This window comes from Oleidesulfovibrio alaskensis DSM 16109, from assembly GCF_000482745.1.
In the GTDB taxonomy this organism is placed as follows: Bacteria; Desulfobacterota; Desulfovibrionia; order Desulfovibrionales; family Desulfovibrionaceae; genus Oleidesulfovibrio; species Oleidesulfovibrio alaskensis.
In genome coordinates, this window is sequence record NZ_AXWQ01000013.1 from 1 (window position 1) to 23,292 (window position 23,292).

At 57.7% G+C, this 23,292-nt stretch carries 21 protein-coding genes and 1 rRNA gene; 13 read left to right on the forward strand and 9 right to left on the reverse strand.

Annotated elements, in window-relative coordinates; all coding sequences use genetic code 11:
* Window positions 1–250 (reverse strand): 16S ribosomal RNA (locus tag H586_RS0108225); the annotation flags it as partial.
* A 455-nt stretch (window positions 251–705) separates the two neighbouring features.
* Between H586_RS0108225 and rdgC the strand changes: the two genes are divergently transcribed.
* The 6 genes from rdgC (at window position 706) to H586_RS0108255 (ending at window position 7,033) form a co-directional block, all read left to right on the forward strand.
* A complete protein-coding gene (rdgC, locus tag H586_RS0108230) occupies window positions 706–1,320 on the forward strand; it encodes a recombination-associated protein RdgC (protein ID WP_011368429.1) in 615 nt (204 codons plus the stop codon).
* A gap of 15 nt (window positions 1,321–1,335) precedes the next feature.
* Window positions 1,336–1,869: a hypothetical protein gene (locus H586_RS0108235; protein WP_011368430.1), complete on the forward strand. Its 534-nt coding sequence runs from the start codon at window positions 1,336–1,338 to the stop codon at window positions 1,867–1,869.
* A gap of 84 nt (window positions 1,870–1,953) precedes the next feature.
* Window positions 1,954–2,904, forward strand: a complete 951-nt coding sequence (locus H586_RS0108240) for an ABC transporter permease (RefSeq protein ID WP_049753953.1) — start codon at window positions 1,954–1,956, stop codon at window positions 2,902–2,904.
* A 1-nt stretch (window position 2,905) separates the two neighbouring features.
* Entirely contained in the window at window positions 2,906–3,763 is an 858-nt protein-coding gene (locus H586_RS0108245) for an ABC transporter permease (protein ID WP_011368432.1), read from the forward strand.
* Between the two features lie 134 nt (window positions 3,764–3,897).
* Window positions 3,898–5,511 (forward strand): DNA repair protein RecN, encoded by a 1,614-nt coding sequence (locus H586_RS0108250; RefSeq protein WP_027181806.1) that lies wholly within the window; start codon window positions 3,898–3,900, stop codon window positions 5,509–5,511.
* A 25-nt stretch (window positions 5,512–5,536) separates the two neighbouring features.
* On the forward strand, window positions 5,537–7,033 hold the full coding sequence (locus H586_RS0108255) for a hypothetical protein (RefSeq protein ID WP_027181807.1): 1,497 nt from the start codon (window positions 5,537–5,539) through the stop codon (window positions 7,031–7,033).
* 199 nt (window positions 7,034–7,232) lie between these two features.
* Here H586_RS0108255 and rnr read toward each other — a convergent pair whose 3' ends face one another.
* From rnr to H586_RS0108280, 3 genes are all read right to left on the reverse strand, one after another.
* Window positions 7,233–9,842: a ribonuclease R gene (gene rnr, locus H586_RS0108265; RefSeq protein WP_027181808.1), complete on the reverse strand. Its 2,610-nt coding sequence runs from the start codon at window positions 9,840–9,842 to the stop codon at window positions 7,233–7,235.
* A 322-nt stretch (window positions 9,843–10,164) separates the two neighbouring features.
* Window positions 10,165–11,235 (reverse strand): tetraacyldisaccharide 4'-kinase, encoded by a 1,071-nt coding sequence (lpxK, locus tag H586_RS0108275; protein WP_011368436.1) that lies wholly within the window; start codon window positions 11,233–11,235, stop codon window positions 10,165–10,167.
* Between the two features lie 55 nt (window positions 11,236–11,290).
* Window positions 11,291–11,992: a Bax inhibitor-1/YccA family protein gene (locus H586_RS0108280; RefSeq protein ID WP_011368437.1), complete on the reverse strand. Its 702-nt coding sequence runs from the start codon at window positions 11,990–11,992 to the stop codon at window positions 11,291–11,293.
* Between the two features lie 287 nt (window positions 11,993–12,279).
* Between H586_RS0108280 and H586_RS0108285 the strand changes: the two genes are divergently transcribed.
* Together H586_RS0108285 and H586_RS18690 are read left to right on the forward strand one after the other, a co-directional pair.
* Complete coding sequence (locus H586_RS0108285) at window positions 12,280–12,627, forward strand: DsrE family protein (protein ID WP_011368438.1); 348 nt, start codon at window positions 12,280–12,282, stop codon at window positions 12,625–12,627.
* 137 nt (window positions 12,628–12,764) lie between these two features.
* Window positions 12,765–15,080: a DUF3536 domain-containing protein gene (locus tag H586_RS18690; protein WP_034618948.1), complete on the forward strand. Its 2,316-nt coding sequence runs from the start codon at window positions 12,765–12,767 to the stop codon at window positions 15,078–15,080.
* Window positions 15,081–15,288: 208 nt separating this feature from the next.
* Here the strand turns inward: H586_RS18690 and H586_RS0108295 are convergent, their stop codons facing one another.
* Window positions 15,289–15,765 carry a CBS domain-containing protein gene (locus H586_RS0108295; RefSeq protein WP_011368440.1) on the reverse strand — a complete coding sequence of 159 codons (477 nt, stop codon included), beginning with the start codon at window positions 15,763–15,765 and terminating at the stop codon, window positions 15,289–15,291.
* A 188-nt stretch (window positions 15,766–15,953) separates the two neighbouring features.
* The gene (locus H586_RS0108305; protein ID WP_027181811.1) at window positions 15,954–17,192 is read right to left on the reverse strand and encodes an HD domain-containing protein; all 1,239 of its coding nucleotides are present in this window, start codon (window positions 17,190–17,192) and stop codon (window positions 15,954–15,956) included.
* A 207-nt stretch (window positions 17,193–17,399) separates the two neighbouring features.
* On the opposite strand from H586_RS0108305, the gene rplM reads away from it, so the two are divergent.
* The 5 genes from rplM (at window position 17,400) to H586_RS18695 (ending at window position 20,130) form a co-directional block, all read left to right on the forward strand.
* Window positions 17,400–17,834 carry a 50S ribosomal protein L13 gene (rplM, locus tag H586_RS0108310; RefSeq protein ID WP_011368442.1) on the forward strand — a complete coding sequence of 145 codons (435 nt, stop codon included), beginning with the start codon at window positions 17,400–17,402 and terminating at the stop codon, window positions 17,832–17,834.
* Between the two features lie 18 nt (window positions 17,835–17,852).
* On the forward strand, window positions 17,853–18,245 hold the full coding sequence (gene rpsI / locus H586_RS0108315; RefSeq protein ID WP_011368443.1) for a 30S ribosomal protein S9: 393 nt from the start codon (window positions 17,853–17,855) through the stop codon (window positions 18,243–18,245).
* 190 nt (window positions 18,246–18,435) lie between these two features.
* Window positions 18,436–18,984, forward strand: a complete 549-nt coding sequence (gene thrB / locus H586_RS0108325; RefSeq protein ID WP_051363943.1) for a homoserine kinase — start codon at window positions 18,436–18,438, stop codon at window positions 18,982–18,984.
* Window positions 18,981–19,595, forward strand: a complete 615-nt coding sequence (locus H586_RS0108330) for a hypothetical protein (RefSeq protein ID WP_011368445.1) — start codon at window positions 18,981–18,983, stop codon at window positions 19,593–19,595. The genes thrB and H586_RS0108330 overlap by 4 nt, the downstream gene beginning before the upstream one ends.
* A gap of 19 nt (window positions 19,596–19,614) precedes the next feature.
* Entirely contained in the window at window positions 19,615–20,130 is a 516-nt protein-coding gene (locus H586_RS18695) for a hypothetical protein (protein ID WP_011368446.1), read from the forward strand.
* A 250-nt stretch (window positions 20,131–20,380) separates the two neighbouring features.
* On the opposite strand, the gene H586_RS0108340 is transcribed toward H586_RS18695, so the two are convergent.
* From H586_RS0108340 to H586_RS0108350, 3 genes are all read right to left on the reverse strand, one after another.
* Window positions 20,381–20,779 (reverse strand): Ros/MucR family transcriptional regulator, encoded by a 399-nt coding sequence (locus tag H586_RS0108340; protein WP_027181814.1) that lies wholly within the window; start codon window positions 20,777–20,779, stop codon window positions 20,381–20,383.
* A 351-nt stretch (window positions 20,780–21,130) separates the two neighbouring features.
* Window positions 21,131–22,561, reverse strand: a complete 1,431-nt coding sequence (gene gatB, locus H586_RS0108345; RefSeq protein WP_027181815.1) for an Asp-tRNA(Asn)/Glu-tRNA(Gln) amidotransferase subunit GatB — start codon at window positions 22,559–22,561, stop codon at window positions 21,131–21,133.
* 50 nt (window positions 22,562–22,611) lie between these two features.
* The gene (locus H586_RS0108350) at window positions 22,612–23,280 is read right to left on the reverse strand and encodes a DUF4254 domain-containing protein (RefSeq protein ID WP_011368449.1); all 669 of its coding nucleotides are present in this window, start codon (window positions 23,278–23,280) and stop codon (window positions 22,612–22,614) included.
* Window positions 23,281–23,292 lie beyond the last annotated feature (12 nt).

Genomic DNA, 23,292 nt, shown 5'->3' on the forward strand with positions numbered 1-23,292 from the left:
CAACTAGCTAATCAGACGCGGACTCATCAGCACCCGGAAGCTTGCAAGCAGAGGCCCCCTTTACCCTTTCAAGACTATCCGGCATTAGCAGTCGTTTCCAACCGTTATTCCGGTGATGCAGGTAGATAATCCACGCGTTACTCACCCGTGCGCCACTTTACTCATCCCCGAAGGAACTTTCGCGTACGACTTGCATGTGTTAAGCACGCCGCCAGCGTTCAATCTGAGCCAGAATCAAACTCTCCAGTTAGAAAACTGAAGCCATAAAATTCTATGGCCAAAATAAAGCTGAACTTATTTCCTGTCCAACTCGCTATTTAATTGTCAAAGAACTCCAAAAGACCCGCCCTTGAAGCAAAAAGCGTTTCTCGCTGCGGGGACGGCCTTTTTAGACGAACCCGTTTTCCGCGTCAACAATTTTTTTACTTTTTTTTTCAAAAACCGCTGAGCGGTGTCTGCAAAGAGCGTTTGTCTGCGCCTCGTTGGCGCGGAGAGGGAATCTACGCTGAAGCAAGAAAAAGTCAACAGCTTTTTTCAAATAAAAACAACAAACATCTCAACACTCTTAATTCATAAGACTTTTGTCATGAAACAAACGCCGTTACAGCATGATAATCCGAGGGCATGTACCACCCTATGCGCTGGCGCACGGCGTGAAGATGCGCTACACACAGCAATCACATTTTATTGACCGGAGAGAACCAAATGGGTTTTTTAAATGCAAGCAGCAGCTTTACGCGCTTCAGGATTACCGACGACATACCCAAGGAACTGTGGGGACAGATACCGGAAAAACTCAAGCAGTTCGGCTTTAAAGAAATAGAGGACACAGCCGATGAACGCGGCTGGGGCTGGGTTTGTTTCGATGATATGCTGGATCCGTGGTGGCGTGCCGCTCCGCCGGAAAAAGGCAGCTACATAACATTTTCTCTGCGGCTTGATACGCGGCGCCTGTCTGCCGCGGTGATCAAGAAGCACCTCGCCCTGGCTTTGCGCGACGAAGAAGCCCGCAACAAGGATCAGGGGAAGAAGTTCATATCACGCGCGCGCAAGACAGAGCTGAAAGAACAGGTTAAGCTTAAACTGATGGCGCGCACGCTGCCGGTTCCGGCAGAATTCAATGTTGTCTGGAACATGCAGACCAACGATGTTTACTTTGCTTCCACCCAGTCAAAGGTTGTCGACCTGTTTACCGACTATTTCACTCTGACCTTTGATCTGCATCTGGAAGAACTGACACCGTACTCACTGGCGCTGCGTCTGCTGGGAGAAGAAATACAGCCCAGACTGGACGCCGTTGAACCTACCAGCTTTGCGTAACCTTAAGGATATATAATGAGCGACACACCATATATGGGTGAACTGACGGATGTTGTTCTGGGGCAGGAATTTCTTACATGGCTCTGGTTCAGAAGCGAAGCAGGCAACGGGCAGTTCCGCACCCCTGAGGGGGTCACTTTCGGACTGTTCATGGAACAGCGCATATCCGTTCAGGGCGGAGAAGGTGAAAGCCTGGAAACGGCCACTGTTTCCGGCCCCATGTCCGAGCTGCGCGAAGCACGGCTGGGTCTTTCCACCGGCAAAAAAGTCAACCGGGCACTGTTGCGCATCGAACGCGATGCCGACACATGGACTGTTTCCGTCAAAGCTGAAGACTTTCAGATGAACAGCCTGAAAACACCGGTTATTGAAAAAGACGGTGAAGATGACGACCCCGATGCTGCATTTCTGGAAAAGATATACCTGATCGAGACATGTCTCGGGTATATTGATGAAGTGTACAGGCAGTTTCTTACGGTACGTCTGGCTCCCGCTGACTGGCAGGAAGAAGTCAAAGCTCTGCGCAACTGGCTTGCAGCCGGAGACTAGGCAGTGAACGCGGCAACGGCAGAAGCAGCGGGACGGAAGGCTGCCGGACTGGCCGTACGGGCCGGCAGACGTCTTTTATGGGTTATGGCGGTGTTCTGGGGCATTACGCTTATCAGCTTTGCCGTCATACATCTGGCGCCGGGGTCGCCCACCGACCTGCAGACAACTCTGAACCCGCAGGCCGGAGCCGACGCCCGCATGCGGCTGGAAAAGCTGTACGGGCTGGACCAGCCGCTGCATGTGCAATACGGGCAATGGGTTAACCGGCTAATCCGGCTTGACTTCGGCATGTCCATGTCCGGAGACATGCGGCCCGTATGGGACAAAATCAGCGAGCGACTTCCGCTGACCGTGGGGATGAACCTTGCCTCCATGCTGCTGACGCTGCTCATTGCCCTGCCTGTCGGCATTGCTTCGGCTTACTGGCAGGGGCGCTGGTTTGACCGCGCCAGCACCGTGCTTGTATTCATAGGCTTTGCCATGCCGGGATTCTGGCTTGCGCTGCTTATGATGCTGCTGTTCGGCATTCATCTCGGCTGGCTGCCCATTTCCGGCATAACGTCTCTTGATTACGCCCAGCTGAGCACCACGGGCAAAATACTTGATGTGGCAGCGCACCTTGCCATGCCGCTGTTTATCTATACGTTCGGAAGCCTCGCCGGCATGTCACGCTTTATGCGTTCTTCCATGCTGGAGGTACTCCGGCAGGATTACATACTGACAGCCCGCGCCAAAGGGCTGGGGCTGGGCACGGTGATTTTCCGCCATGCACTGCGCAACGCCCTGCTTCCGGTCATAACCATTCTGGGGCTTTCTGTACCCGGCCTTATAGGCGGCAGCGTGATCATAGAATCCATTTTTGCCCTGCCCGGTCTGGGGCAGCTTTTCTACGGTGCCGTCATGGCCCGTGATTATCCGCTTATTATGGGAAACCTTGTTCTGGGTGCGGTGCTTACTCTGGCAGGCAACCTGCTGGCGGACGTCTGCTACGGACTGGCCGACCCGCGTATCCGCTCTGCACGGGAGGCTCGCTGACATGGCCGGTTTATTTCCCCTGCGCGTGGGTCTTTTCTTTCGCAAAGCAGCAGGACGTTACGGCATGCTGTGGACCGGCGCAGCCATAGTTGGCAGCATGTCCGTACTGGCGCTGCTGGCACCGTGGATAGCACCCTATGACCCCACGCTTCTCAATGTTCATGCCATACTGCAACCGCCCAGCACGGTGCACCCTTTCGGAACAGATGCACTGGGGCGCGACATTTTTTCGCGCATGCTGTACGGCGCGCGGGTATCTCTCTGGGTAGGGTTTGTGGCGGTAGGCATTGCCGCGGCCATCGGCACTGTTCTGGGGCTGGTGGCAGGCTATTTCCGCGGACTGACCGATGAGATCATCATGCGCTTTGTCGATGTGATGCTCTGCTTTCCTTCATTTTTTCTCATCCTCGCGGTCATTGCCTTTCTGGAACCGAGCCTTGGCAACATAATGATCGTCATCGGCCTGACATCGTGGATGGGAGTGGCCCGACTGGTGCGTGCCGAAACGCTGACCCTGCGGGAGCGGGATTTCATTGCGGCATCACGCCTTGCCGGGGCAGGTACGGTCCGCATTCTTTTTATGCACATTCTGCCCAACGCCATCGCGCCGGTGCTGGTGGCCGCCACACTGGGCGTGGCCGGCGCCATACTGACGGAAAGCGCCCTGAGCTTTCTCGGGCTGGGAGTTCAGCCGCCCATGCCCAGCTGGGGCAACATGCTGATGGAAGGCAAAGACGTGATGGAATTTGCTCCGTGGCAGTCTCTCTTTCCCGGTGCGGCCATACTGATCACCGTTCTGGGGTACAACCTGCTGGGAGAAAGCCTGCGCGACATTCTGGATCCGCGGCTGCGCCGCTGACTCCGCACCGGTCACCGCAACCCTTTCCCGCGTTGTTATGCGGCATTACCTCTTGCCGCCCTATACTCTTGAGGGTAGATACGGTAAAAAAAGTTTTCGCCCAAACCTGTCACCAGTATGTAGTGCACTGAATCATGCTAGAACTGCTTAGAATCCGAAATCTCGCGCTGATCGAAGATATGGAGCTGGAGTTCGCTCCCGGTATGAATGTACTCACCGGTGAAACCGGTGCCGGTAAAAGCTTTATCCTCAAGGCGCTCAATTTTCTTACCGGCGACAGATTGTCAGCCGACATCGTACGCGCCGGAGCTGATAAAGCCACGGTTGAGGCGTTGTTCGCCCTTTCCGACGGCGATCTTATCATCCGCAGAGAACTGACCGCCCACAGCGGACGCAGCCGTCTTTTTATCAACGACAAGCTGAGTTCGCAGGAAACCGTGCGCGACATGCGCTCTTCTCTTATCATCCATACAAGCCAGCACGGGCAGCAGAAACTGCTGCAACCCTCTTTTCAGGCTGCGTTGCTGGACACGTACATGAACCGCCCCGACCTGCTGGAGCAGCGGGACAGCCTGTTGCGCAGCCTGCGCAGCCTTGCCGAAGAAAAAGAAGCCCTGCATGAACGCAGCCGGTCGCTGGCCGACAGGCGGGAACTGCTGGAATTTCAGCAGCAGGAGATAGCCAAGGTTGACCCGCAGCCCGGTGAAGAGGATGCGCTGCTTGAACGTAAACGCCTGCTGCGGGGCCAGACTCAATCAAAGCAACTGGTTGAGGATGCGCTTTCGTGTCTTGGCGGGTACGAGGGAGGTATCATTCCCGCGCTGGGCACGCTGGAAAGCACTCTGCGCCAGCTGGCCGCGGCTCTGCCGGAATACGAGGAGGACGCAACCACCGTGTCCGGCTTCAGGCAGACGCTGCATGACATCGAAGGACGCCTGCGCCGTCAGCCCGTGCACGATGCAGACGAGGAAGATCTGGAAGAAATCGAAGCCCGGCTGTACGAACTTGCGCAACTGAAGCGCAAGCTCAAACGCTCGCTGGATGAGATTGTTGACCTGCAGCGGGAAATCGAGGAAAACCTGTCATTTCTAGATTCGTGCGGGCTGGACCTGAAACGGATAGCACGGCAGGAGCAGGAAACCCGTGAAAAGCTGGCCGCTCTGCTGGAAAAGCTGAATCCGGCACGCCGCAAAGCAGGTGAAAAACTGGCGGCGGACATTGTTGCGGAGCTGAAAGGGCTGGGTTTTTCCGATCAGGTGCAGGTACGTTTTACCCATACTCCGCACAAGCTGGCAGAAAACTGCATTGAAGAAAAAGCCGGAATGCTGTGGCTGCCCAACCCGGGCCAGCCCCCGCAGCCGCTGGATAAAATTGCCTCCGGCGGTGAGCTTTCACGTTTTCTGCTGGCCGTGGTGGGACTGATGGCCAGAGAGGAATCGGCCACGCTGATTTTTGACGAGGTGGATTCCGGCGTGGGCGGACTGACATTGAACAGCGTTGCAGAGCGCCTGCGCTCGCTGGCATCGCAACGGCAGATGCTGCTGATAACACACTGGCCGCAGCTGGCGGCCAAGGCCCAGCGTCACTTTCATGTCCGCAAAGAAGTACATGACGACGCCACATACACCTACTGCACGGCACTGGATGCAAAAGGCATAAGCAACGAGCTGAGCCGCATGGCCGGCGGCGGTGAACAGGGAGAAGCCTTTGCAGGCAATCTGCTGACACCGCACCTGCAGCATCGCTGAAGCGGAAAAGACCGAGGAGACCCGCATGAAACCAACGGACAACATGTCCCAGCAGGAACGGTTTTCCGCGTATGCGGCCAGACTCAGCAAAATGAAAGAAAGCCGCGCGGTACGCGAGATTCTGGAAAGAGAGCTGCTGCTTGAATTTATCAGAATCAACCGTGGCCGCATCAACGAATTTCCACTCATTGAAGCGCAGCAGCGATCCATTTCGGAGCTTTTCACTCTGCGGGGGCTGGAAGACCCGCAGTACGAGCGCGTGAAAAACATCATCACCGGTTTTATACAGTGTCTGAATAAATACGGAAAAGCGCTGGAAAACCAGAACCCCGACGAAACACAGCAGCTGATACCGGAACTTTCCAATCTGGAAGTGCTGCTGGTCAAAAGCATTCAGGGGGTGGTGTTTGTCTCGGCGCTCACGCTTGATAATCTTTCCGAAACGCTCACAGGCTATTTCGGCGAGCAGGCTTACAAGACCATTGATACCATCATTCAGGAAGAAGAACTGGGCGTAAGGCTGTGGCAGCGGTACTTTGAAGCTTTCATCGACAGTTCGGTGGAGACGGCCTTTGCCGCCATGACCCGCGAAGAGCAGTTTTCGCTCGGGCGGGAAGGCAACCTGCTGGTGCTTACTTACCGTTTTGACAACCTGCTGCGCACACTGGACGTTTCACCTGCCGCCCCCGAAAAAAGCCGGATTCAGCTGCGTTTTGAGGATGAAGACGCCAGCTTTGAATCACGCCGCACCCGCAAGCTGGTGATGGATTTTCTGCGCGCGGAAATGGCCCGAACCGGCAAGCCGTGCAGTGAATCGGATCTGGCCCACGTCAGCCAGCTTATCTGTATCGATCCCTGCACCGCCCAGCTTGATGCGGCCAGAACTTTTCTGCATTCCGGCGCCCAGCCCGAAGGCACAACTTTTACGCGGGACAGCGCACTGTTTGTGCTGGAACAGGTGGCGGCCATCGCCGCCGGGGCCATCATCGGCCTTAACGTCATGCGTGAAGATTTTCTGCGTGCGCCGCAGATGCTTACCCCCAAAGAACTTTCCGTTATCCGCGCTCTGCTGGGCCCGTTCAGTCTCAGAGGGCTGCACCGTGTGATCAGCTTTGTGCTGGAAAGCCAGTTTATCGCTATTCTGCGCCGGTGCTTCGGCGAGGATGCCGGTAAAATGCAGATACGCACGGTAAGGGAACGCCGCGTACCTGCGGCTGCAGTGGCTGATCTGGAAAAACTGGGCATGAACCGTATACGCCGCAACAAGATATGGCGGCAGGATCCGGATGATGATGAATCCATGCTTTTTCTGATGGCCTCAGTACAGGAACTGCAAAACATCATGCACCTTTTCCAGATGGAAGCGGCTCTGACTGACGCAGTGACAAAGCTGTGGGATTCCGCTGCGTTCAAAGTCGATATCAGGGTGCACATCAATCTTGAGCTGCTTTCACGCACAACAACCAATCTGAACCAGAAACTGGCTGAAATTCTGGCACGCTTCGGCATCAGCAGGCTCTGACCTGCTCCGCCCCGCCGGGCCGCGCGACGGACACAACTTCTGCGGCAGGCGGCACATAGTTCATTTTTCCGGAACCGCGCAAAAACGCCGGAGACAGCTTTCACTGCCTCCGGCGATATGGTGTACGGTTATTCACTCCACCGGCAATGCTCTGCCGGCCGTCTAAAACAGCGGCATCCGCCGTGCCGGAGTGTCTGCGCTAGGCAGTTTTTTTCTTTGTACCGCCCGCCTTTTCAGGCCTCGCGGCTGGTTTTTTCTTCTTTGCTCCGGCGGCTGCGGGACGCGCGCCGCGTTTTGCGTTTTTACCGCCTGCGGAATTGCCTGAAGCTCCGGCCGTTTTTTTGCCGGTCCTGCCTCCGGAAGAACGACGTGACCTGCCACGTGCGGGCTTGCCGCTGGCGGCGGGGCGGTCATCTGCATCATCGGCAACAATCAAGGAACCATCCTCGGCACGTACCAGCACATCCGCATCACCGGACTGCGCTGCGGGGGCCTGAAAGTCTTCGTGCTCCTGCGGTGCCCCGCCCTGCGCCCTCAGGCGTGCTTCCGCCTTGCGGGCCTGCGCGGCAACGGTCATACCTTTCCTGTCACCGGAACCGCCACGGCGCCGGTCACGCTCTGCGGAACGGTTTCCCTCTTTACGCTGCGGCACACGGCTGTCTTCATGCTCCAGCAGTTCAAGGTCAACCTCAAGCCGGGGTACATTGATGCCGGAAAGCAGCACCCGCACGCTCTGACCCAGCCGGAAGGTTCTTCCCGTACGCTCGCCCATCAGCTCCTGACGTTCGGGGATGAACTCATAGTAATCGTCATGCAGCAGAGAAAGACGCACAAGTCCTTCCGCCATGACCTCACCGAGTTCCACCCAGAAGCCGAAATCGGAAACACCGGAAATAACACCGCTGAATTCCTCGCCCACACGGTCACGCAGGTACAGCACGGTGATACGTTTTAAAATTTCCCGCTCTGCTTCCATACCCGCCCTTTCGCGGATATTCAGCTGATCGCCGATACGCAGCAGCGTGCGCGGCGCAGGCGGCGGCGTGGCACCGGCAAGTCCCAGCGCGTGCTTAAGCGCCCTGTGCACCACCAGATCGGCATAACGGCGGATGGGAGAGGTGAAATGGCAGTAACACTCTGATGCCAGACCGAAATGGCCTTCCAGGTCCGGTGTATACCGTGCCTGCATCATGGTGCGCAGTGCCAGCCTGTTTACCAGAAACTCCTGCTCTGTTCCTTCGGCCGCATGCAGCAGCGTCTGCAGCTGGGCGGCACCGGCCTGAGGCGGCACCTTGTGCGCCAGCGCCGTGCCGCGCATGAGCTTGAAGAAGTTCTCCAGCTTGTCAATGTCCGGCGCAGGGTGCACACGGTACAGCAGGCCTGTTTCTTTTTCCGTCAGAAAACGGGCCACCGCCTCGTTGGCGGCTATCATGAATTCCTCGATCATCTGGTGACCGAAATGGCGCACACGGCGGCCGATATCGACTGTTTCGCCGTAAATGTTAAAAATAATTTCCGGTTCAGGCAGATCAAAATCGAGCGACCCCCTGTCACGCCGCCTGCGCTTCAGCACGCGCGCCAGTTGCTCCGCCTGTTCAAGCATGGGCAGCACAGGCCCCAGCAGCTTGCGCTCGTGCGGGTCTTTCTGCAGCACGGCCCTGTTCACCTGCCCGTAGGTAAGGCGTGCCTTGCTTTCAATAACAGCGGGATAAAAGCGGCTTTTGCCCGGAGTTCCGTCGGCGTAAAAATACACCTCGGCCACCATGGCAAGACGCGGCACCCGCGGATTGAGGCTGCATAATCCGTTCGAAAGCGCTTCGGGAAACATGGGCTCGACAGACTGCGGAAAATAATATGAGTTGGCTCTGGTCAGCGCTTCCTCGTCCAGTGCGGTGCGCGGCTGCACATAATGGCTCACATCCGCTATGGCCACCCACAGCCGCCAGCCGTCGTGTTGCTCTTCCACATAGACGGCGTCGTCAAAATCGCGGGCTTTGGCACCGTCTATGGTCACGAAATCCACATGCCGCAAATCCACACGACCGGCGAAATCGTCCTCGGATGGCTGGTCGGGCAATGCCGCGGCCTGATCCAGAACCTCCTGCGGAAACTCCGTGGGCACGTTATGATTCAGCTTGACCAGCACTTCCTGTGTGGAAACATCCTCTTCCACACCCAGACTTTCAACGGCCACACCGGACCACAGGTTGGGTTCCAGCCGTTCGCCCGGTTCGACCAGCAACAGCTCGTTTTTACGCGGTTTGCCGTCCAGAGCCCCCCTGCTGACAAGCATGCTGAACCTAAGACGTGTGTCGGCAGGCTGCGCCAGCACACCGGCTTTGCCCATCAGCTTGACCACACGGGCGGGTACAAGCTCGTGCCCGCGTTCAAGTACGCGCACAATACGGCCTTCGGGTTTTCTGCCTGCCCGCTCGGAAAGCAGCGCCACCATAACCTTGTCACCGTGCCATGCCTGCCCCATCTGCGCGGGACTGATAAAAATATCGGCCCGGCGCTTGTCTTCGGGCAAAACAAAGCCCACTCCTGAGCGCTGCACTTCCAGCGTGCCGGTAACCATTTTCAACTGTTCCGCCAGACCCCACGAGCCGCCGCGCAGCTGCAGAATGCGCCCTTTGGCCCGCAGGTCTTCCAGCGCTTCCTCCAGCGCCGCCCTGTAGCTTTTGCTCAGTCCCAGCAGCCGGAAGAAATCCTGCAGTTTAAGAGGGCGTTTTTCGTCCTTGAACAGTTGCAGCAGATCACCGCTGCGTACAGGCAGACTCTCGGCCTGCTTTCTTTTCTTTTTACCCATAAAAAAACCTCATGAATCCGGAATGAAAACAAGCCGGAAACGTATAAAAATTTGTAACCGGATCATCCCTGCCCGGCATTGAGCCGCGGGAAGTACCGGCAAGGACGGCAGCCCTCTGCCCGCTTTCTGTAAAGAAAAAAGCCTGAGGGGTGCCTGTCTGCATCAGATGCCGGCATACCGCTGCAAGCGGCATGAAAGGCATGCAGACCGCGGCCGGTGCAAACCGGCCCCGAAAGAACCTTTGAAAAACCGGCAGCTGTCATGCTGCCGTCATCCGGCAACATGCGGACATACGCCACCGTATATCCGGCATGCCGCACCTTCAGCGCAGGCCTGCCAGCCGTTGCCAGCGGCACTGCCACCATTGCGCAAAACCTTCACCGGCCTGCCCTGCCGGAGGTTGCGCGTTCCATACGGAATGAAAATTTGTCTCCAGCGACAGGGTCCACACCGGAACCCCGCACGGTGCCGTCAGTTTTACCGCATCTTTGGGAGTACACACCAGCGGCAGCCCGTAACCGGCCATGCGATCCATGTCCGCCTGTGTATACCCGTGATGGTCGGCAAACACATGATGCCTGACGGGATCATACCCTAAAAAACTGCTGACGGTAACTGCAACCTGAGCAGGGTCGCCCACACCGCTGAAAAGCACATACGGCGCCCCCGCAGGCAGCTGCGCACCTTCATGCGCACCGCAGACAGGTATCAGGGCGCCGGGCCGCAGTGAAAAACCGAACACCGGCACTCCGAAGCTGCCCAGCCGGTTCTCAAAATCCGGAACAAGACCGGAAAACTCACCGCTGCCGCACTTTATGCAGAACGCCGCTGCGCGTGAGAGGGCTTCCGGCCCTTCGCGCCATGAACCGGCAGGCAATACACGCCCCCATTCCGCGTGCAGATCATCTTTTTTCAGCAGAACCAGATCAGTATCGCGGGCTACCTGCACATGCTGGAATCCGTCATCCAGCACAAAAAAATCGGGAGCCAGCCGCTCCTGCGCCCAACGGGCGGACCGGCTGCGCACAGGGTCCACTACCACAGTGGCCTGCGGACAGCTGCGCGCCAGCATCAGCGGTTCGTCCCCCGCATGTGCCGCAGAGCTTTGCGGCGTCACCACATAAGGCAGTCCGGGCGGCGAAGCCTTGTAACCGCGCGTCAGCACCACGGCGTGCAGGCCGTGTACGGCAGCCCACTGCAGCAACCACTGCACCACCGGCGTCTTGCCGCTGCCGCCCCAGCCGATGTTGCCCACGGAAACACACGGAACATCAGTGCCGCAGGCGGCGCCGTTTTCGTACCGGCGTCTGCGCGCCCGCATCAATACACGATATGCCGCGCCCAGCGGACGCAGCAGGGGGTAAAGAGATTTCTGCAACGGCAGAGAAGACATGCAGCCACCACAAAAAAGGGAGCCTCACGGCTCCCTTCGTGTACTCATTTGACGGTTAATCCCGTGCTCCGCCGAAGAGCCTGAGAAGCATCAGGAACAGGTTGATAAAATCAAGGTACAACCGCAACGCGCCAAGAATGGTTCCGCGGCGTATGGCCACCGGATCATCCATGGGAGCGGTTTCACCCATCTGGCGCAGCTGCTGGCTATCGTACGCGGTAAGCCCGGTAAACACAATGACGCCGATGGCGCTGATAACCAGCTCCATCATGGAGCTGCCGAGGAAGATATTAACCACCGAGGCGATAAGAATACCGATAAGCCCCATGAACATGAAGCTGCCCATGGATGTAAGGTCGCGTTTGGTGGTCATGCCATACACCGTCATGGCGCCGAACATGGCCGCCGCGGTGACAAAAGCCTGAAAAACCGAAGCTGTGGCATAAACAATGAGTACGCTGGAGAGCACAACGCCGTTCAGCGCGCTGTACACCATAAACAGCGTGGTTGCCGTGCCTGCAGACATGGTGCCGATGCGGGCCGACATATAAAACACCAGCCCCACAAGGCCGATCATAAGCACAAGAGGCAGCATGGGGGTGCCGAAAATAAGCTGCAGCAGCGCGGGGCTGCTGGCCACCGCAAAAGCGGATACGGCTGTTACGGCCAGTCCTGCCGCCATCCACTGGTACACGCCGCGCATGAAGGCATTGACGACTTCAGTACGGCTCTGGCTGCGCTGGGCGGTTCTCAACATTGTAATTATCCCTCCTTGGGAAATTGAATACAAATTTTTAACGGGCCTGCCCTGTCTGCAAAAGCGGCAGGCGCGTGCAACGCATCCGGCGGAACCGGGTGCGAAACAGGGTTCTACCGGGTGCGGTACCGGCAGGTGCGTTGTGATATAATGGGTAACAACGCTTGCACCGCTTGGCAAGGGTAGAACAATATGGAACAATGCCCGCAGTAAGTAAAGTTCCGTCTCTGACGGCTGAACCTCTGCGCTCCGGCACCCCGGCTGCCGGACACCCAACGGGAGCTGCCATGTCTTATTCCGTCGTATTTCATGTTGACCTTGCCGACCCGGCCCGTCTGGGGCTGGCTCTGACCAATATCGACAACTACCTGAACGCCCTGCCCGAAGAGCAGTTTGAAACAGTCATGGTTGTCAACGGCCCCGCGGTGCAGCTTTTTAAAACCGCTGAAGCCCCGCATGCCGCGCAAATCAAGGCATTGCAGGAACGCGGAGCCTCTTTCCGCCTGTGCGCCAATGCGCTGCGCAAATTCGACATAGCCCGGCAGGATCTGCTGGCAGACTGCATTGTCGTGCCCGCGGGCGTGGTTGAAATAGTGCAGCTGCAGCAGAAAGGATTCGCCTATATAAAACCCTGACGTAACGCGGCGGCCGCCACATGCGGGCCGCCGCGCACTTTTTGCGCACCTGCCTGTCCGCCGCTGCAAAAACGGTGTATGCTGACTGTGTTTACCGGCGCCCTGCCAAGACATCTTTACCGCTCCGGAGGTCCGGCATGGACAAATACCTGTGCATTCACGGCCATTTTTACCAGCCCCCCCGCGAAGACCCGTGGCTGGGCACCGTGCTGCCCGAAGGCAGCGCCGCACCGGCCTGCAACTGGAACGAGCGCATACTGCGTGAAAGCTATGCCCCCATGGGCTGGGCACGCAGGCTGGACGGCTCCGGACGCATTGCAGACATATTGAACTGCTATGAATGGATCAGCTTCAATGCCGGCCCGACCCTGATGCGCTGGCTGGAACGAGATGATCCGCACACCTATGCCCGCATGCTGGAAGCCGACAGGCTGAGCATGTCGCGCTGGGGCCACGGCAACGCACTGGCGCAGGTCTATCACCACATCATTATGCCGCTGGCCGGCAAGGAACAACGCAGGCTGGAAATACAATGGGCACTTGACGACTTCGCCCATCGTTTCGGCAGACAGGCCGAAGGCATGTGGCTGGCAGAAAGCGCCGCAGACACCGCTACACTGGAAGAACTGGCTGCACACGGAGTGCGTTTCACCGTGCTGGCTCCCCGGCAGGCCCGCCGGATCTGCACGCCGGACGGCAGCTGGAACGCCGTGGACGAACATTCTCTGGATGTAAGACGGCCCTATCGTATAGATCTGCCTTCCGGCGCCAGCATCACTGTATTTTTCTATCACGGTGCCATCTCGCGCGCCGTGGCGTTTGAAAAGCTGCTGCGCGACGGAGAAAGCTTCTGGCACCGCATAGCCGCAGCAGCAGGCGAAGGTCTGCTGACACTGTGCACAGACGGAGAAACCTACGGCCACCACTCCACCTTCGGCGAGATGGCACTGGCCCACGTCCTTGCGCAGGCCTATTCCGGCAGAGACGGCATCCGCCCCACCAACATGGCGGCCTTTCTGGCCCGGCACCCTGCAGAATGGCGCGCAGAACTGCACGAACCATCCTCGTGGAGCTGCGTTCACGGCGTGGAACGCTGGCGTTCGGACTGCGGCTGCACGGACGGCGGGCATCCCGGCTGGAATCAGGCATGGCGCAAACCGCTACGGGACGCACTGGACATTGCAAGCCATGCTGTTGACGCCCATTTCGAAAGCAAGGCACCGGCTCTTTTCACAAACCCGCAACAGGCGCTCTCCGGTTTCGGACTGGTGCTGTGCGGTGCGGAGCAGCGGCAGGACTTCGCCGCGCGGCATATCATGCTGTCAGCTGATGACGCCGCGGCCGGTTCAGCTTGGAAACTGCTGACCATGAAAGAACAGATGCTGGCCGCATATGCCAGCTGCGCCTGGTTTTTTGACGAGCTTTCGCGCATCGAACCGGTCAACGCTCTGACCTATGCCCTGCGGGCACTGGAAATCCGGCGCCAGACAGGCGGCGGAGACATTCCCGAAGAGTTTCTGCGGCAGCTTGAAAAGGCCCTGTCAAACAAGCCGGAAGAAGGCACCGGCAGAACCATTTTTGAAAACCGCGTGCTCCCGCGCTGCGAAACACAGGCATCGCTGGTGCTGCAGGCCCTGCTGACCACAGCCTATCAGGGGAGACTGCAGGCCGGAGTACCGGCCTGTGCCTCGTGGCCGGCAGTGGATGTGGAAATAACAGTCGTTCCCGCCGGCACGGACGGGCAACCCGCGGAAAACAGCCGGAACGCGCCCGCCGCCAGCGGCACGGCCCGGATACGCTGGCATCCCGCGGCATGGGATCAGCCGTTCAGCTGGGAGCTGTGCAACACCTGCGGCCGGACGCTCCGGCGCGGCGGCAACATTCTGCTGTCGCCGCCCGACGGTCTGCAGGTTACGGTGACCGGCACACAGGGGGGCGACTCGTCGTGCGGCTTTGACCAGCTGCCATGGAACAAAAAACAGGCGCTGGCCATGACATACATTCTGCATTCGGTGGCCCAGCGGCGGGCGGATGCGCTGGCCCGCACGCCCGATGCCCTTGCCCTGTTCCTGCCGTGGGAGGAAGCGCAGCAGGATCAGCCGGACGCACACCTGTGGGAGGAATTTGCGCCGGAAATGCTGCTGGCGCTGGCCACCGGAACGGGCCCGCAGGACGCCCGCGCACAGGCCGCCGCGGCATGGCTTTACAAGGTGGAACTGCCGGCAGGTGCGCGCCGCAGGCTGGAAGCAACAGCCCAGCAGACCGCGTTGAAACTGCTGGAGTCCCCTGTGCAGTGGACGGCGCTGGAAAAACTGGTACGCACCCTGTCGGAACATGTGGCCGGACTGGACTGGTGGCCCGTGCAGAACCGCGTATGGGCCATGCGTCCGTGGAACGCGCAGGCAGGTGCGGCAGCCCGCGCGCTGGGATTCAGGCCGGACGAGCCGCAGTAGTCCGCGCGCAGCGGTGTTCCCCGATATGATGTTTCCGTACACAAAAACGCCGCAGCAAATGCTGCGGCGTTTTTTGTCTGCAATAAAAACCGCGGCGACCGATAGCGTATGCCCCTACAGGAACCGGCAGCATCCCCCCACAACGACCGGCAGCATGCCACTACAGGGAACGGCGGCATGACCCTACAGAGACCGGCGGCAAGCGCGGTCAGGTCATCTCGCCGCTTATTTCACGGTACAGGTCGGTAATCATCACCACACCGATGACCTTGGGTCCTTCTTTGACCACGGCATAGCTGCGGCCACGCTGTACTATCTGTTCCAGCACCAGCGGCAGGGGCTCATCAGGCCGCAGCACGGTCACATGCCTGTCCATTATCTTGCTGACAGGGGTTGAGCCGGCAACTTTACAGGCGTTGTGAAACACCCTGTCAAAACCGCTTTCGTCAAATCCGTTCAAGGCACTGCCGCGCAGCAGATGCCTTTCCATAAAACGCATGGTGTCCCATACGGAAATTGCACCGGCAAAACTGCCGCCCTCATCGTTGACCAGAGCGCAGATACAGGCGGAATCCCGCGCCTGAAATTCTCTGAGGCGGCGCATGGCCTCGGCCAGTGAATCGGTGGTGCGGACAACGGGAAACTCTTCCCGGGCTATATCCCAGGCTCGTTTACGTAACAGCATATCAGGCTCCTCCGCGCAGACCGCCCGTGCCCCAGCGGCCCGCAGAAAACTGTTTGGCAAAGCGGACACCCCTGTCCGCAGAACGGCGCAGCAACGCCCTTTGCAGCGTATATACAGCACCACCATACAGCAGGGCTGCAAAAAAATCCATAAGAACGGCAGATTGCACAAGCACCCTATGCAACATTTCAGTCAAAGTCGGCAAAAAGGGCTCCCACATGCACCGGCCCGATGACCGTGCGGCGGTTTTTGTCACGCAACCGCCACAAAGCCGCCTGCAGCTGATCAGAACTGATGCCGTTGCGCACAGCGGTATACGCCTCGATAAACGCGGCCAGCGTATCGCAGGTTTTCAGCATTCTTCCGTCGCGCGGGTCAAACCGGTCGTGGTTGTACCTGCTCTGCAAAAGCTCAAAGTCCACCGCCAGTACATTGCCGTTATCCACAACCGCCTCTGTAAACTCCGACCCCACCTCCAGACCAAGATAATACGACAGACGCGCGGCAATGCCCCCGAAGCCCTCTTCTTCCAGCGGGTTCAGCACCTTGCGGCGCAGTTCGGCTTCTTCGTATTCCTTTATCACAGCGTCCAGCTCTTCCACCGACTTTTTTACAGGAGAAATAATGTCGCGGGTCAGCAGCTCCGGCAGGTCGTGAAACAGACCGATGAAAAAATTATTCTGCCTGCGCGCGCCGCATGCGTTGACGGCAAGGCTGAAAAAATACGAATAGCATGCCACCAGAAACATATGGCCGAGCACTGACGTTTCGGGGATGCGCGGTGTCTGCGACCAGCGTTTCTGAAAACGCAGCTGGCCGCACAACGCCGCAAACCGGCCCACTGCCCCCGTGGCATGCCGCAGGCTGTCCATGCCCTTCAGGTCATCAAACCCCGCCAGCTTGGCATCGAACGAAGCTCCGATATCTTCGATTTCGTCGTCAAAACGGTTCAGCGACTCAATAAGCCGGAACTCCCAGTTGCTGGCAAAAAGATGCGCGGCATCCAGAATACGGTCCGCTCTGGAATTTTTTTCCGGACGCTGCACCCACCCGCGCATACGCCCCCAGAAATCTTCGCCCAGTGGCTGCACCAGCGGTTCCAGTTCATCCAGCACCCAGGCCGAAAGCTGGGCATAATGCTGGGCATTGTCCTTGATGCGGTAAAATACGGGCGGCTTGATGTCTGTGATGACAAGACGGTAAAAATAGTCAAAAATGCCGCCTTCGATAATGTCGCTGCCCAGACGCAGACGGCTTGCGTCGTCAAGGTCATCCGAATTCTGCTGGTAAAGCAGCCACGCCACGATCATCTTGTGCGCCTGTTTGTCCACTTCCAGCAGTTCCACAGGGCGCAGTTTGTCATTCCAGCGTTTCATGTAAGAGCCTGCAAATACAAACTGCAAAAGGCTCTTGCGGATGCTCACCATGACGTCCTCCAAATTTTATCCAATAAACTACTTGGCAAAGTAGGCTATCTTGGTATAACCCACAAGGGTTGAAAGCAGATGGCAGGGACTAGCCCTAACCCCGAACCCGTTACCCCTGTTGTCGGGCTTTTTTTCCGTTGACACGAGAAAAAAAACTCCCTATGTAGTTCGCCTTTCGAGCTTCGCAGGTCAAGGAGTATTATAATTATGAAGACGTTCAGCCCTAAGCCGCAGGACATCACCCGCGACTGGTATGTGGTGGATGCCGAGGACAAAATTCTCGGTCGTCTGGCCGCACAGATCGCGCACCGGCTTCGCGGCAAGCATAAGCCTGAATTTGCCCCGCACGTGGACAACGGCGACTTCATCGTCGTGGTCAACTGCGAAAAGATTGCAGTAACGGGTAAGAAACTTTCCGACAAGAAGTACTACCGTTACTCCGGCTACGTTGGCGGTCTGCGCGAGCAGACTCTGGCAAACGTGCTGGCAACCAAGCCTGAGCGTGCGCTTATCAACGCTGTCAAGGGTATGCTGCCGCGCAACCGTCTGGGTCGCGCCATGCTGAAAAAGCTGAAGGTGTACGCTGGCAGCGAGCACCCCCACCAGGCTCAGAACCCTCAGGCTCTTGAGCTTAAGTACTAATACAGAGGTGGAGATACTATGACTCAGGAATTCAATTACGGCACCGGGCGGCGCAAAACCGCCACTGCCAGGACCCGCCTCTACAGCGGAACCGGTAAGATCGTTGTCAATGGCCGTCCCTATGACGAATACTTCCCCCGCAAAAGCCTTCAGATGATCATCCGTCAGCCTCTGGCGCTGACCAAGAACGTCGAAAGCTTTGACATTCATGTCAATGTGCAGGGCGGTGGTGTTCGCGGACAGGCCGAAGCCGTTCGCCACGGTATTTCCCGTGCCCTGCTTGAAGTGGACGTTGAAATGCGTTCCTCGCTCAAGCGCGCAGGCTTCCTTACCCGTGACGCACGTAAGAAGGAACGTAAAAAGTACGGTCAGCGCGCAGCTCGTGCCCGCTTCCAGTACTCGAAGCGTTAATTCCGGCTGCTACGGAACATCACAAGGCAGACCCTCTGGGGTCTGCCTTTTTTTACATCCGCGCCGGTCCGCGGCTGCTGCGCCACCTGCCGCACAGTCCTGCAGCGTCCGCGGTTGACACCGGCCCGCCGCCGCAGCAAACTGCCGCAGACAACACCGCCTTCTTTCACAGCAAGGAAACCAGACCCATATGACGCAGAATACATATATTCCCCGTCCCGAACCATCAGAACAGGACGGGTGCATTATCCTCATCGGCATGGCCGGTTGCGGCAAAAGCACCATAGGCGCGGCGCTGGCCCGGCACATGAACTGGGCACACATGGACAGTGATCATCTGATAGAAGCCCATTACGGCACCACCCTGCAGCAGGTTGCCGACAGCATGGACAAAGAGACCTTTCTGGACGTGGAAAGCGCCGTCTGCCGGCGTATAAACGTACGGCGTACCGTCATATCGACCGGCGGCAGCGTGGTGTACAGAGCCGCGGGAATGGCACATCTGAAGTCACTGGGGCCTGTGGTGTACCTGCAGGTTGATCTGCCGGTGATACTGGAACGCATAAGCCGCAACCCTGACCGGGGTCTGGCCATCGCCCCCGGACAGACTGTTGAAGACCTGTACAACGAGCGCATCGCCCTGTATGAAACCTATGCCGATATAACCGTTCCGTGCACCACAGCCGGTGTACAGGAATGTGTCACGGCCATCAGCGGACTGCTGACGGAGTTGAGATGAAGCACAGCAGAACAGCCGCAGCAAAGCGGAAAACAGGTGTTTTTGCGCGCCTTGCAGACCTGTACACCCGCATGGAACAGGAATACAGCGACAAAGCCCGGGCTGCGGGGCTGACCTGTGCAGGATGCCCCGACAACTGCTGTACGAGCTATTTTCAGCACCACACCCATGTGGAGTGGCTGTACCTGTGGCGCGGCATGAACCGGCTGCCGGAAGCACGCCGCGCGGCATATCTGGCACGCGCAAAAGACGTGGTGGAACAAAGCCGCGACCTGCTCGCCCGTGGCATACGCCCCCGCCTGATGTGTCCTGTCAATGATGACGGGCTGTGCGGCATATACGAGCACCGGCTGATGATCTGCCGGATGCACGGCACCCGCAATGTGCTGGCCCTGCCCGACGGCGGCCTGCGCAGCTTCAGCGGGTGCTTCCGCTTTGTGGAATGCACGGCAGGACAACAGGCCGAGGCTGTGCCCACGGTGGACAGAACCCCCTACTACCGCGAGCTGGCGGCACTGGAAATGGAACACGTGGGCCCCAGACTGAAAAAGTTGCCCCGGGTTGACTTGACGCTTGCAGAAATGCTTTTCTACGGTCCTCCTAAACTGTAACCCTGTATGGCGGTGACACATGAATCGGCCTTTCTCACTGCGGTTCCTGCTGACGGCAGGCCTTCTGGCTGTTCTGACCATGGGCGTGCTGGCAGGATGCTCCGGCCAGAATGTCCGGCATCTGGCTCATGAGACGTGGGGCAGATCCGGCGACAACCACATAGGCATGCAGTTCTGGCGGTTCGGTTTCACCACCGTGGATATGGGCGACAGCGTGGGTGTGATCGGCACCGCCCTGCCCAACTCCGAACTGTATCCGCAATGGGCGGCATGGTACGGGCAGCTGACCATCACGGCATACCTCAGCGACCACACCGGACAGGTCATCGCCCGCGACACGCATACCTATGTTCCGCGTCCCATAGGCAAAGAACGGGGGATTCCGCTGGAATTCACCTTTGACGCCGGCACCGTGGACGCACAGTACATTTCATTCGGCTACCGCATGCTGCTTACCGAACAGCCGCCCGATGCCGTTTCCGGCGGGCAGCAGGGCAGAATGCAGCTTGTACAGGAGGACGCGCTGCGGCAGTAACATAGCTGCGGCATGTTCCTTCCCTCCCCCGCCTTTTGCTTATGAAGCAGAAGCAGCCATATTACCGAAAAGCAGAACGGCCGGCAGCAATGCCGGCCGTTCTGCCATGACAGAAGCATATAATAAAAAAATGACCTGATTGCAGAATGCGGAGCAGCGGCTGCCCCGGACTGCAGCTGCAGGGCACCGCGGCACAGCGGCTGACTGTCGCGGCACAAAAAACGGCCTGTAAAACTACAGGCCGTCGGTGTTATTCAGCAGGTTGCTTGCGGCGTTTTTCCCACAGCTGCATATCTTTCATCTTTTTGCGGCGTTCACGCTGCAACGATTTGCAGACCAGCGGGGTATTCTTTTTAAATCCCCATTTTTCACGGTAGGAAACGGCATCAAGGTCGTGCAGAGCCAGATGCTTTTTAGTGATAATTTTAAAGCTCTTTCCGCACTCAAGGCAGGTAATTGTTTTTTCCTTGATAGAGCGCTGCGCAGCCTGTGCGTCCATCCCCCCGTCAGGAGTCACAGAGCCTTCGCATATTCCTTTGATTCCACTGGCAAGCTTCATGACCATTGACGTAATTTCATCTTCAGTCATATTCCGAACGCTTGCCTGCGCTTTCACAATCTCCAGCGCTTCCTTCAGATAGTCATCCATGTTCACCTCTCTCGCATGGTATATTGCAAGTGCCAGTTTGTTACAGTTGACCCCCAACTTGTACATTTTCATTAAGTCCCTAAAATCACGATGTCAACAACAACCACAGTGTACACCACAGTATGCTGCGTTTGTGTGTCATAATGATCCTGTTATGCCCCGCATGATGCTATCGTACAAAAAAACCGCGTAACGCTTTGTTCCGCCATTGCGTAAACACAGCATAGCGGTGCAAAAGCAATGCGGGCTGTCTTTTTGCGGACGCATCTTATGCATAAAAAAAGGCGGTCCGGGGACCGCCTGTTGCATTGCTCCATAAAATAATTACGGCGCCATTATACCGGCAGCCTGCTATCCCAGCTTTTCCGTCAGCAATCCGGTGACCACGGCAGGATTGGCTTTGCCTCTGGTCTTGCGCATGACCTGCCCCATAAAGAAGCTCATCAGTTTGGTCTTGCCGCCGCGGTAGGCTTCAACCTCTGCAGGGTTTTCAGCCAGCACCTCGTCCACTGCGGTTTCTATGGCGTCCGAATCAGATATCTGCACCAGTCCCTTGGCCTTCACATAGGCTTCCGGCATGGACCCCGATGTGAACAGGTCAGAAAAGATATCGTGCACAATCTTGCTGCTCACCACACCTTCTTCCTGCAGCCGTACCAGTTCGGCCACGGCTTCGGGAGTCATGGCGGCTTCGTTCACGCTGATGCGCCGCTCATTAAGCTCGCGCATGAATTCACCCATCATCAGATTGGCCACCTTTTTCGGCACGCCGCCGTGCCGCACCGCAGCCTCATAAAAATCCGCCAGCTCACGTTCGGCGGTAAGCAGTTCGGCGTCCTGCACAGACAGTCCGTACTGCTCCATAAAACGTGTTCTGCGGAGTGCGGGCAACTCGGGCAGCGCCTTGCGCCATTCCTGCAGCCATCCGTCTTCCAGATGCAGAGGAATAAGGTCAGGATCGGGGAAGTAGCGGTAGTCGTGTGCCTCTTCTTTGCCCCGCATGGATGCGGTGACATTGCGGGCGGCATCGTACAGGCGTGTTTCCTGAACCACTTTTTCGCCGTCTTCCAGCAAATCCTGCTGGCGGGCTATTTCCACTTCAATGGCCCGCTGCACGTTGCGGAACGAGTTCACGTTTTTCAGTTCCGTGCGGGTGCCGAATTCTTTCTGTCCCGCAGGGCGCAAAGAAACGTTGGCGTCGCAGCGAAAGCTGCCTTCTTCCATATTACCGTCACAGATACCGAGATACAGCAGTATGGAGCGCAGTTCCTTCAGATAGGCCACGGCTTCTTCCGCGCTGCGCATATCCGGTTCGCTGACGATTTCAATCAGCGGCGTTCCGGCACGGTTCAAATCCACATAGCTGGCGTTGTCCGCAGCCGAATGAATGTTTTTACCGGCATCATTTTCCATGTGTATACGCGTTATACCGATGCGCTTTGTGCCGCCGTTCACCGGAATATCAAGATGCCCGTGTTCGCACAGCGGCCGCTCGAACTGCGAAATCTGATAACCGTAGGGCAGATCGGGATAAAAATAGTTTTTACGTGCAAACACCGAATCGTTATTGATGGTGCAGTCCACAGCCATGCCCATCATTACAGCGTATTCCACGGCTTTTCTGTTAACCACCGGCAGCACGCCGGGCATGCCGGAACAGATTTCACACACGTTGGTATTGGGTTCGCTTCCGAATTCCGTGGAACAGGCGCAGAACAGCTTCGAGCGGGTGCGCAGCTGGGCGTGCACCTCCAGCCCTATGACGACTTCGTATTCAGCCATACAGATACTCCTTGGACAAAAGCATGTGCCAGCAGGGCGGCCCCGCAGCGCTATGCCTTTCCTTTTCTGTTGCCGTACAGTTCCGGATTCAGATCTGGGTCGTTGTACATCTTGAACTGGTAGTACGTTTTAGGACGCTTCACGCCGCGGGCATAATCGTCCAGCAGCTCCATGACGGCACGACTCAGATCGTGCCGCTGTTCGGCCAGCACGGCCAGCTTGGCGCGGCAGTTTTCTCTGTGCTGCTCCGGCGCGTCTTCGCGGGCGGCCTGTTCCAGCATATGAAACATCTTGAGGCTGAGGATGGACAGCCTGTCCACCGCCATGCCCAGCGATTCTGTATTGATGCGTACCTGCTCATGCGCCGGAGGCAGCAGCGGCTCCATAAGCGATATCATGCAGATATCCACTTTTTCCATGTAGTCGTTGCGCTGCTGGTTGTATCCGTCGATGCGGTATTTGCAGTCCGCGATGACTTCCGGCCCCACATCCTTCCGCCTGGCGATGTCTTCCACATGCCACAGCTTGAAATTCATCAGATGCTGAGCCAGCACCAGCCTGTGCAGCGCGGCCAGTGCCGGTTCATTTTCTGTAACCTGTTTGCCGGCCTGCGTTGCAGTGTCGGGTTCGCTGTCATGCCAGCGGGCGGTGGCATCCGCCTGCGCGTCAAAGGCGCGCTCCAGCCCGCTCTTTATGATTTCAAAAGAAATAGTGCTCATTGTACCGTTCCG

What these genes read in the sequence shown, in the direction of transcription:
- rdgC (WP_011368429.1), top strand. Translation starts at nt 706, where the DNA reads ATGGGTTTTTTAAATGCAAGCAGCAGCTTTACGCGCTTCAGGATTACC.
- H586_RS0108235 (WP_011368430.1), top strand. Translation starts at nt 1,336, where the DNA reads ATGAGCGACACACCATATATGGGTGAACTGACGGATGTTGTTCTGGGG.
- H586_RS0108240 (WP_049753953.1), top strand. Translation starts at nt 1,954, where the DNA reads ATGGCGGTGTTCTGGGGCATTACGCTTATCAGCTTTGCCGTCATACAT.
- H586_RS0108245 (WP_011368432.1), top strand. Translation starts at nt 2,906, where the DNA reads ATGGCCGGTTTATTTCCCCTGCGCGTGGGTCTTTTCTTTCGCAAAGCA.
- H586_RS0108250 (WP_027181806.1), top strand. Translation starts at nt 3,898, where the DNA reads ATGCTAGAACTGCTTAGAATCCGAAATCTCGCGCTGATCGAAGATATG.
- H586_RS0108255 (WP_027181807.1), top strand. Translation starts at nt 5,537, where the DNA reads ATGAAACCAACGGACAACATGTCCCAGCAGGAACGGTTTTCCGCGTAT.
- rnr (WP_027181808.1), bottom strand. Translation starts at nt 9,842, where the DNA reads ATGGGTAAAAAGAAAAGAAAGCAGGCCGAGAGTCTGCCTGTACGCAGC.
- lpxK (WP_011368436.1), bottom strand. Translation starts at nt 11,235, where the DNA reads ATGTCTTCTCTGCCGTTGCAGAAATCTCTTTACCCCCTGCTGCGTCCG.
- H586_RS0108280 (WP_011368437.1), bottom strand. Translation starts at nt 11,992, where the DNA reads ATGTTGAGAACCGCCCAGCGCAGCCAGAGCCGTACTGAAGTCGTCAAT.
- H586_RS0108285 (WP_011368438.1), top strand. Translation starts at nt 12,280, where the DNA reads ATGTCTTATTCCGTCGTATTTCATGTTGACCTTGCCGACCCGGCCCGT.
- H586_RS18690 (WP_034618948.1), top strand. Translation starts at nt 12,765, where the DNA reads ATGGACAAATACCTGTGCATTCACGGCCATTTTTACCAGCCCCCCCGC.
- H586_RS0108295 (WP_011368440.1), bottom strand. Translation starts at nt 15,765, where the DNA reads ATGCTGTTACGTAAACGAGCCTGGGATATAGCCCGGGAAGAGTTTCCC.
- H586_RS0108305 (WP_027181811.1), bottom strand. Translation starts at nt 17,192, where the DNA reads ATGGTGAGCATCCGCAAGAGCCTTTTGCAGTTTGTATTTGCAGGCTCT.
- rplM (WP_011368442.1), top strand. Translation starts at nt 17,400, where the DNA reads ATGAAGACGTTCAGCCCTAAGCCGCAGGACATCACCCGCGACTGGTAT.
- rpsI (WP_011368443.1), top strand. Translation starts at nt 17,853, where the DNA reads ATGACTCAGGAATTCAATTACGGCACCGGGCGGCGCAAAACCGCCACT.
- thrB (WP_051363943.1), top strand. Translation starts at nt 18,436, where the DNA reads ATGACGCAGAATACATATATTCCCCGTCCCGAACCATCAGAACAGGAC.
- H586_RS0108330 (WP_011368445.1), top strand. Translation starts at nt 18,981, where the DNA reads ATGAAGCACAGCAGAACAGCCGCAGCAAAGCGGAAAACAGGTGTTTTT.
- H586_RS18695 (WP_011368446.1), top strand. Translation starts at nt 19,615, where the DNA reads ATGAATCGGCCTTTCTCACTGCGGTTCCTGCTGACGGCAGGCCTTCTG.
- H586_RS0108340 (WP_027181814.1), bottom strand. Translation starts at nt 20,779, where the DNA reads ATGGATGACTATCTGAAGGAAGCGCTGGAGATTGTGAAAGCGCAGGCA.
- gatB (WP_027181815.1), bottom strand. Translation starts at nt 22,561, where the DNA reads ATGGCTGAATACGAAGTCGTCATAGGGCTGGAGGTGCACGCCCAGCTG.
- H586_RS0108350 (WP_011368449.1), bottom strand. Translation starts at nt 23,280, where the DNA reads ATGAGCACTATTTCTTTTGAAATCATAAAGAGCGGGCTGGAGCGCGCC.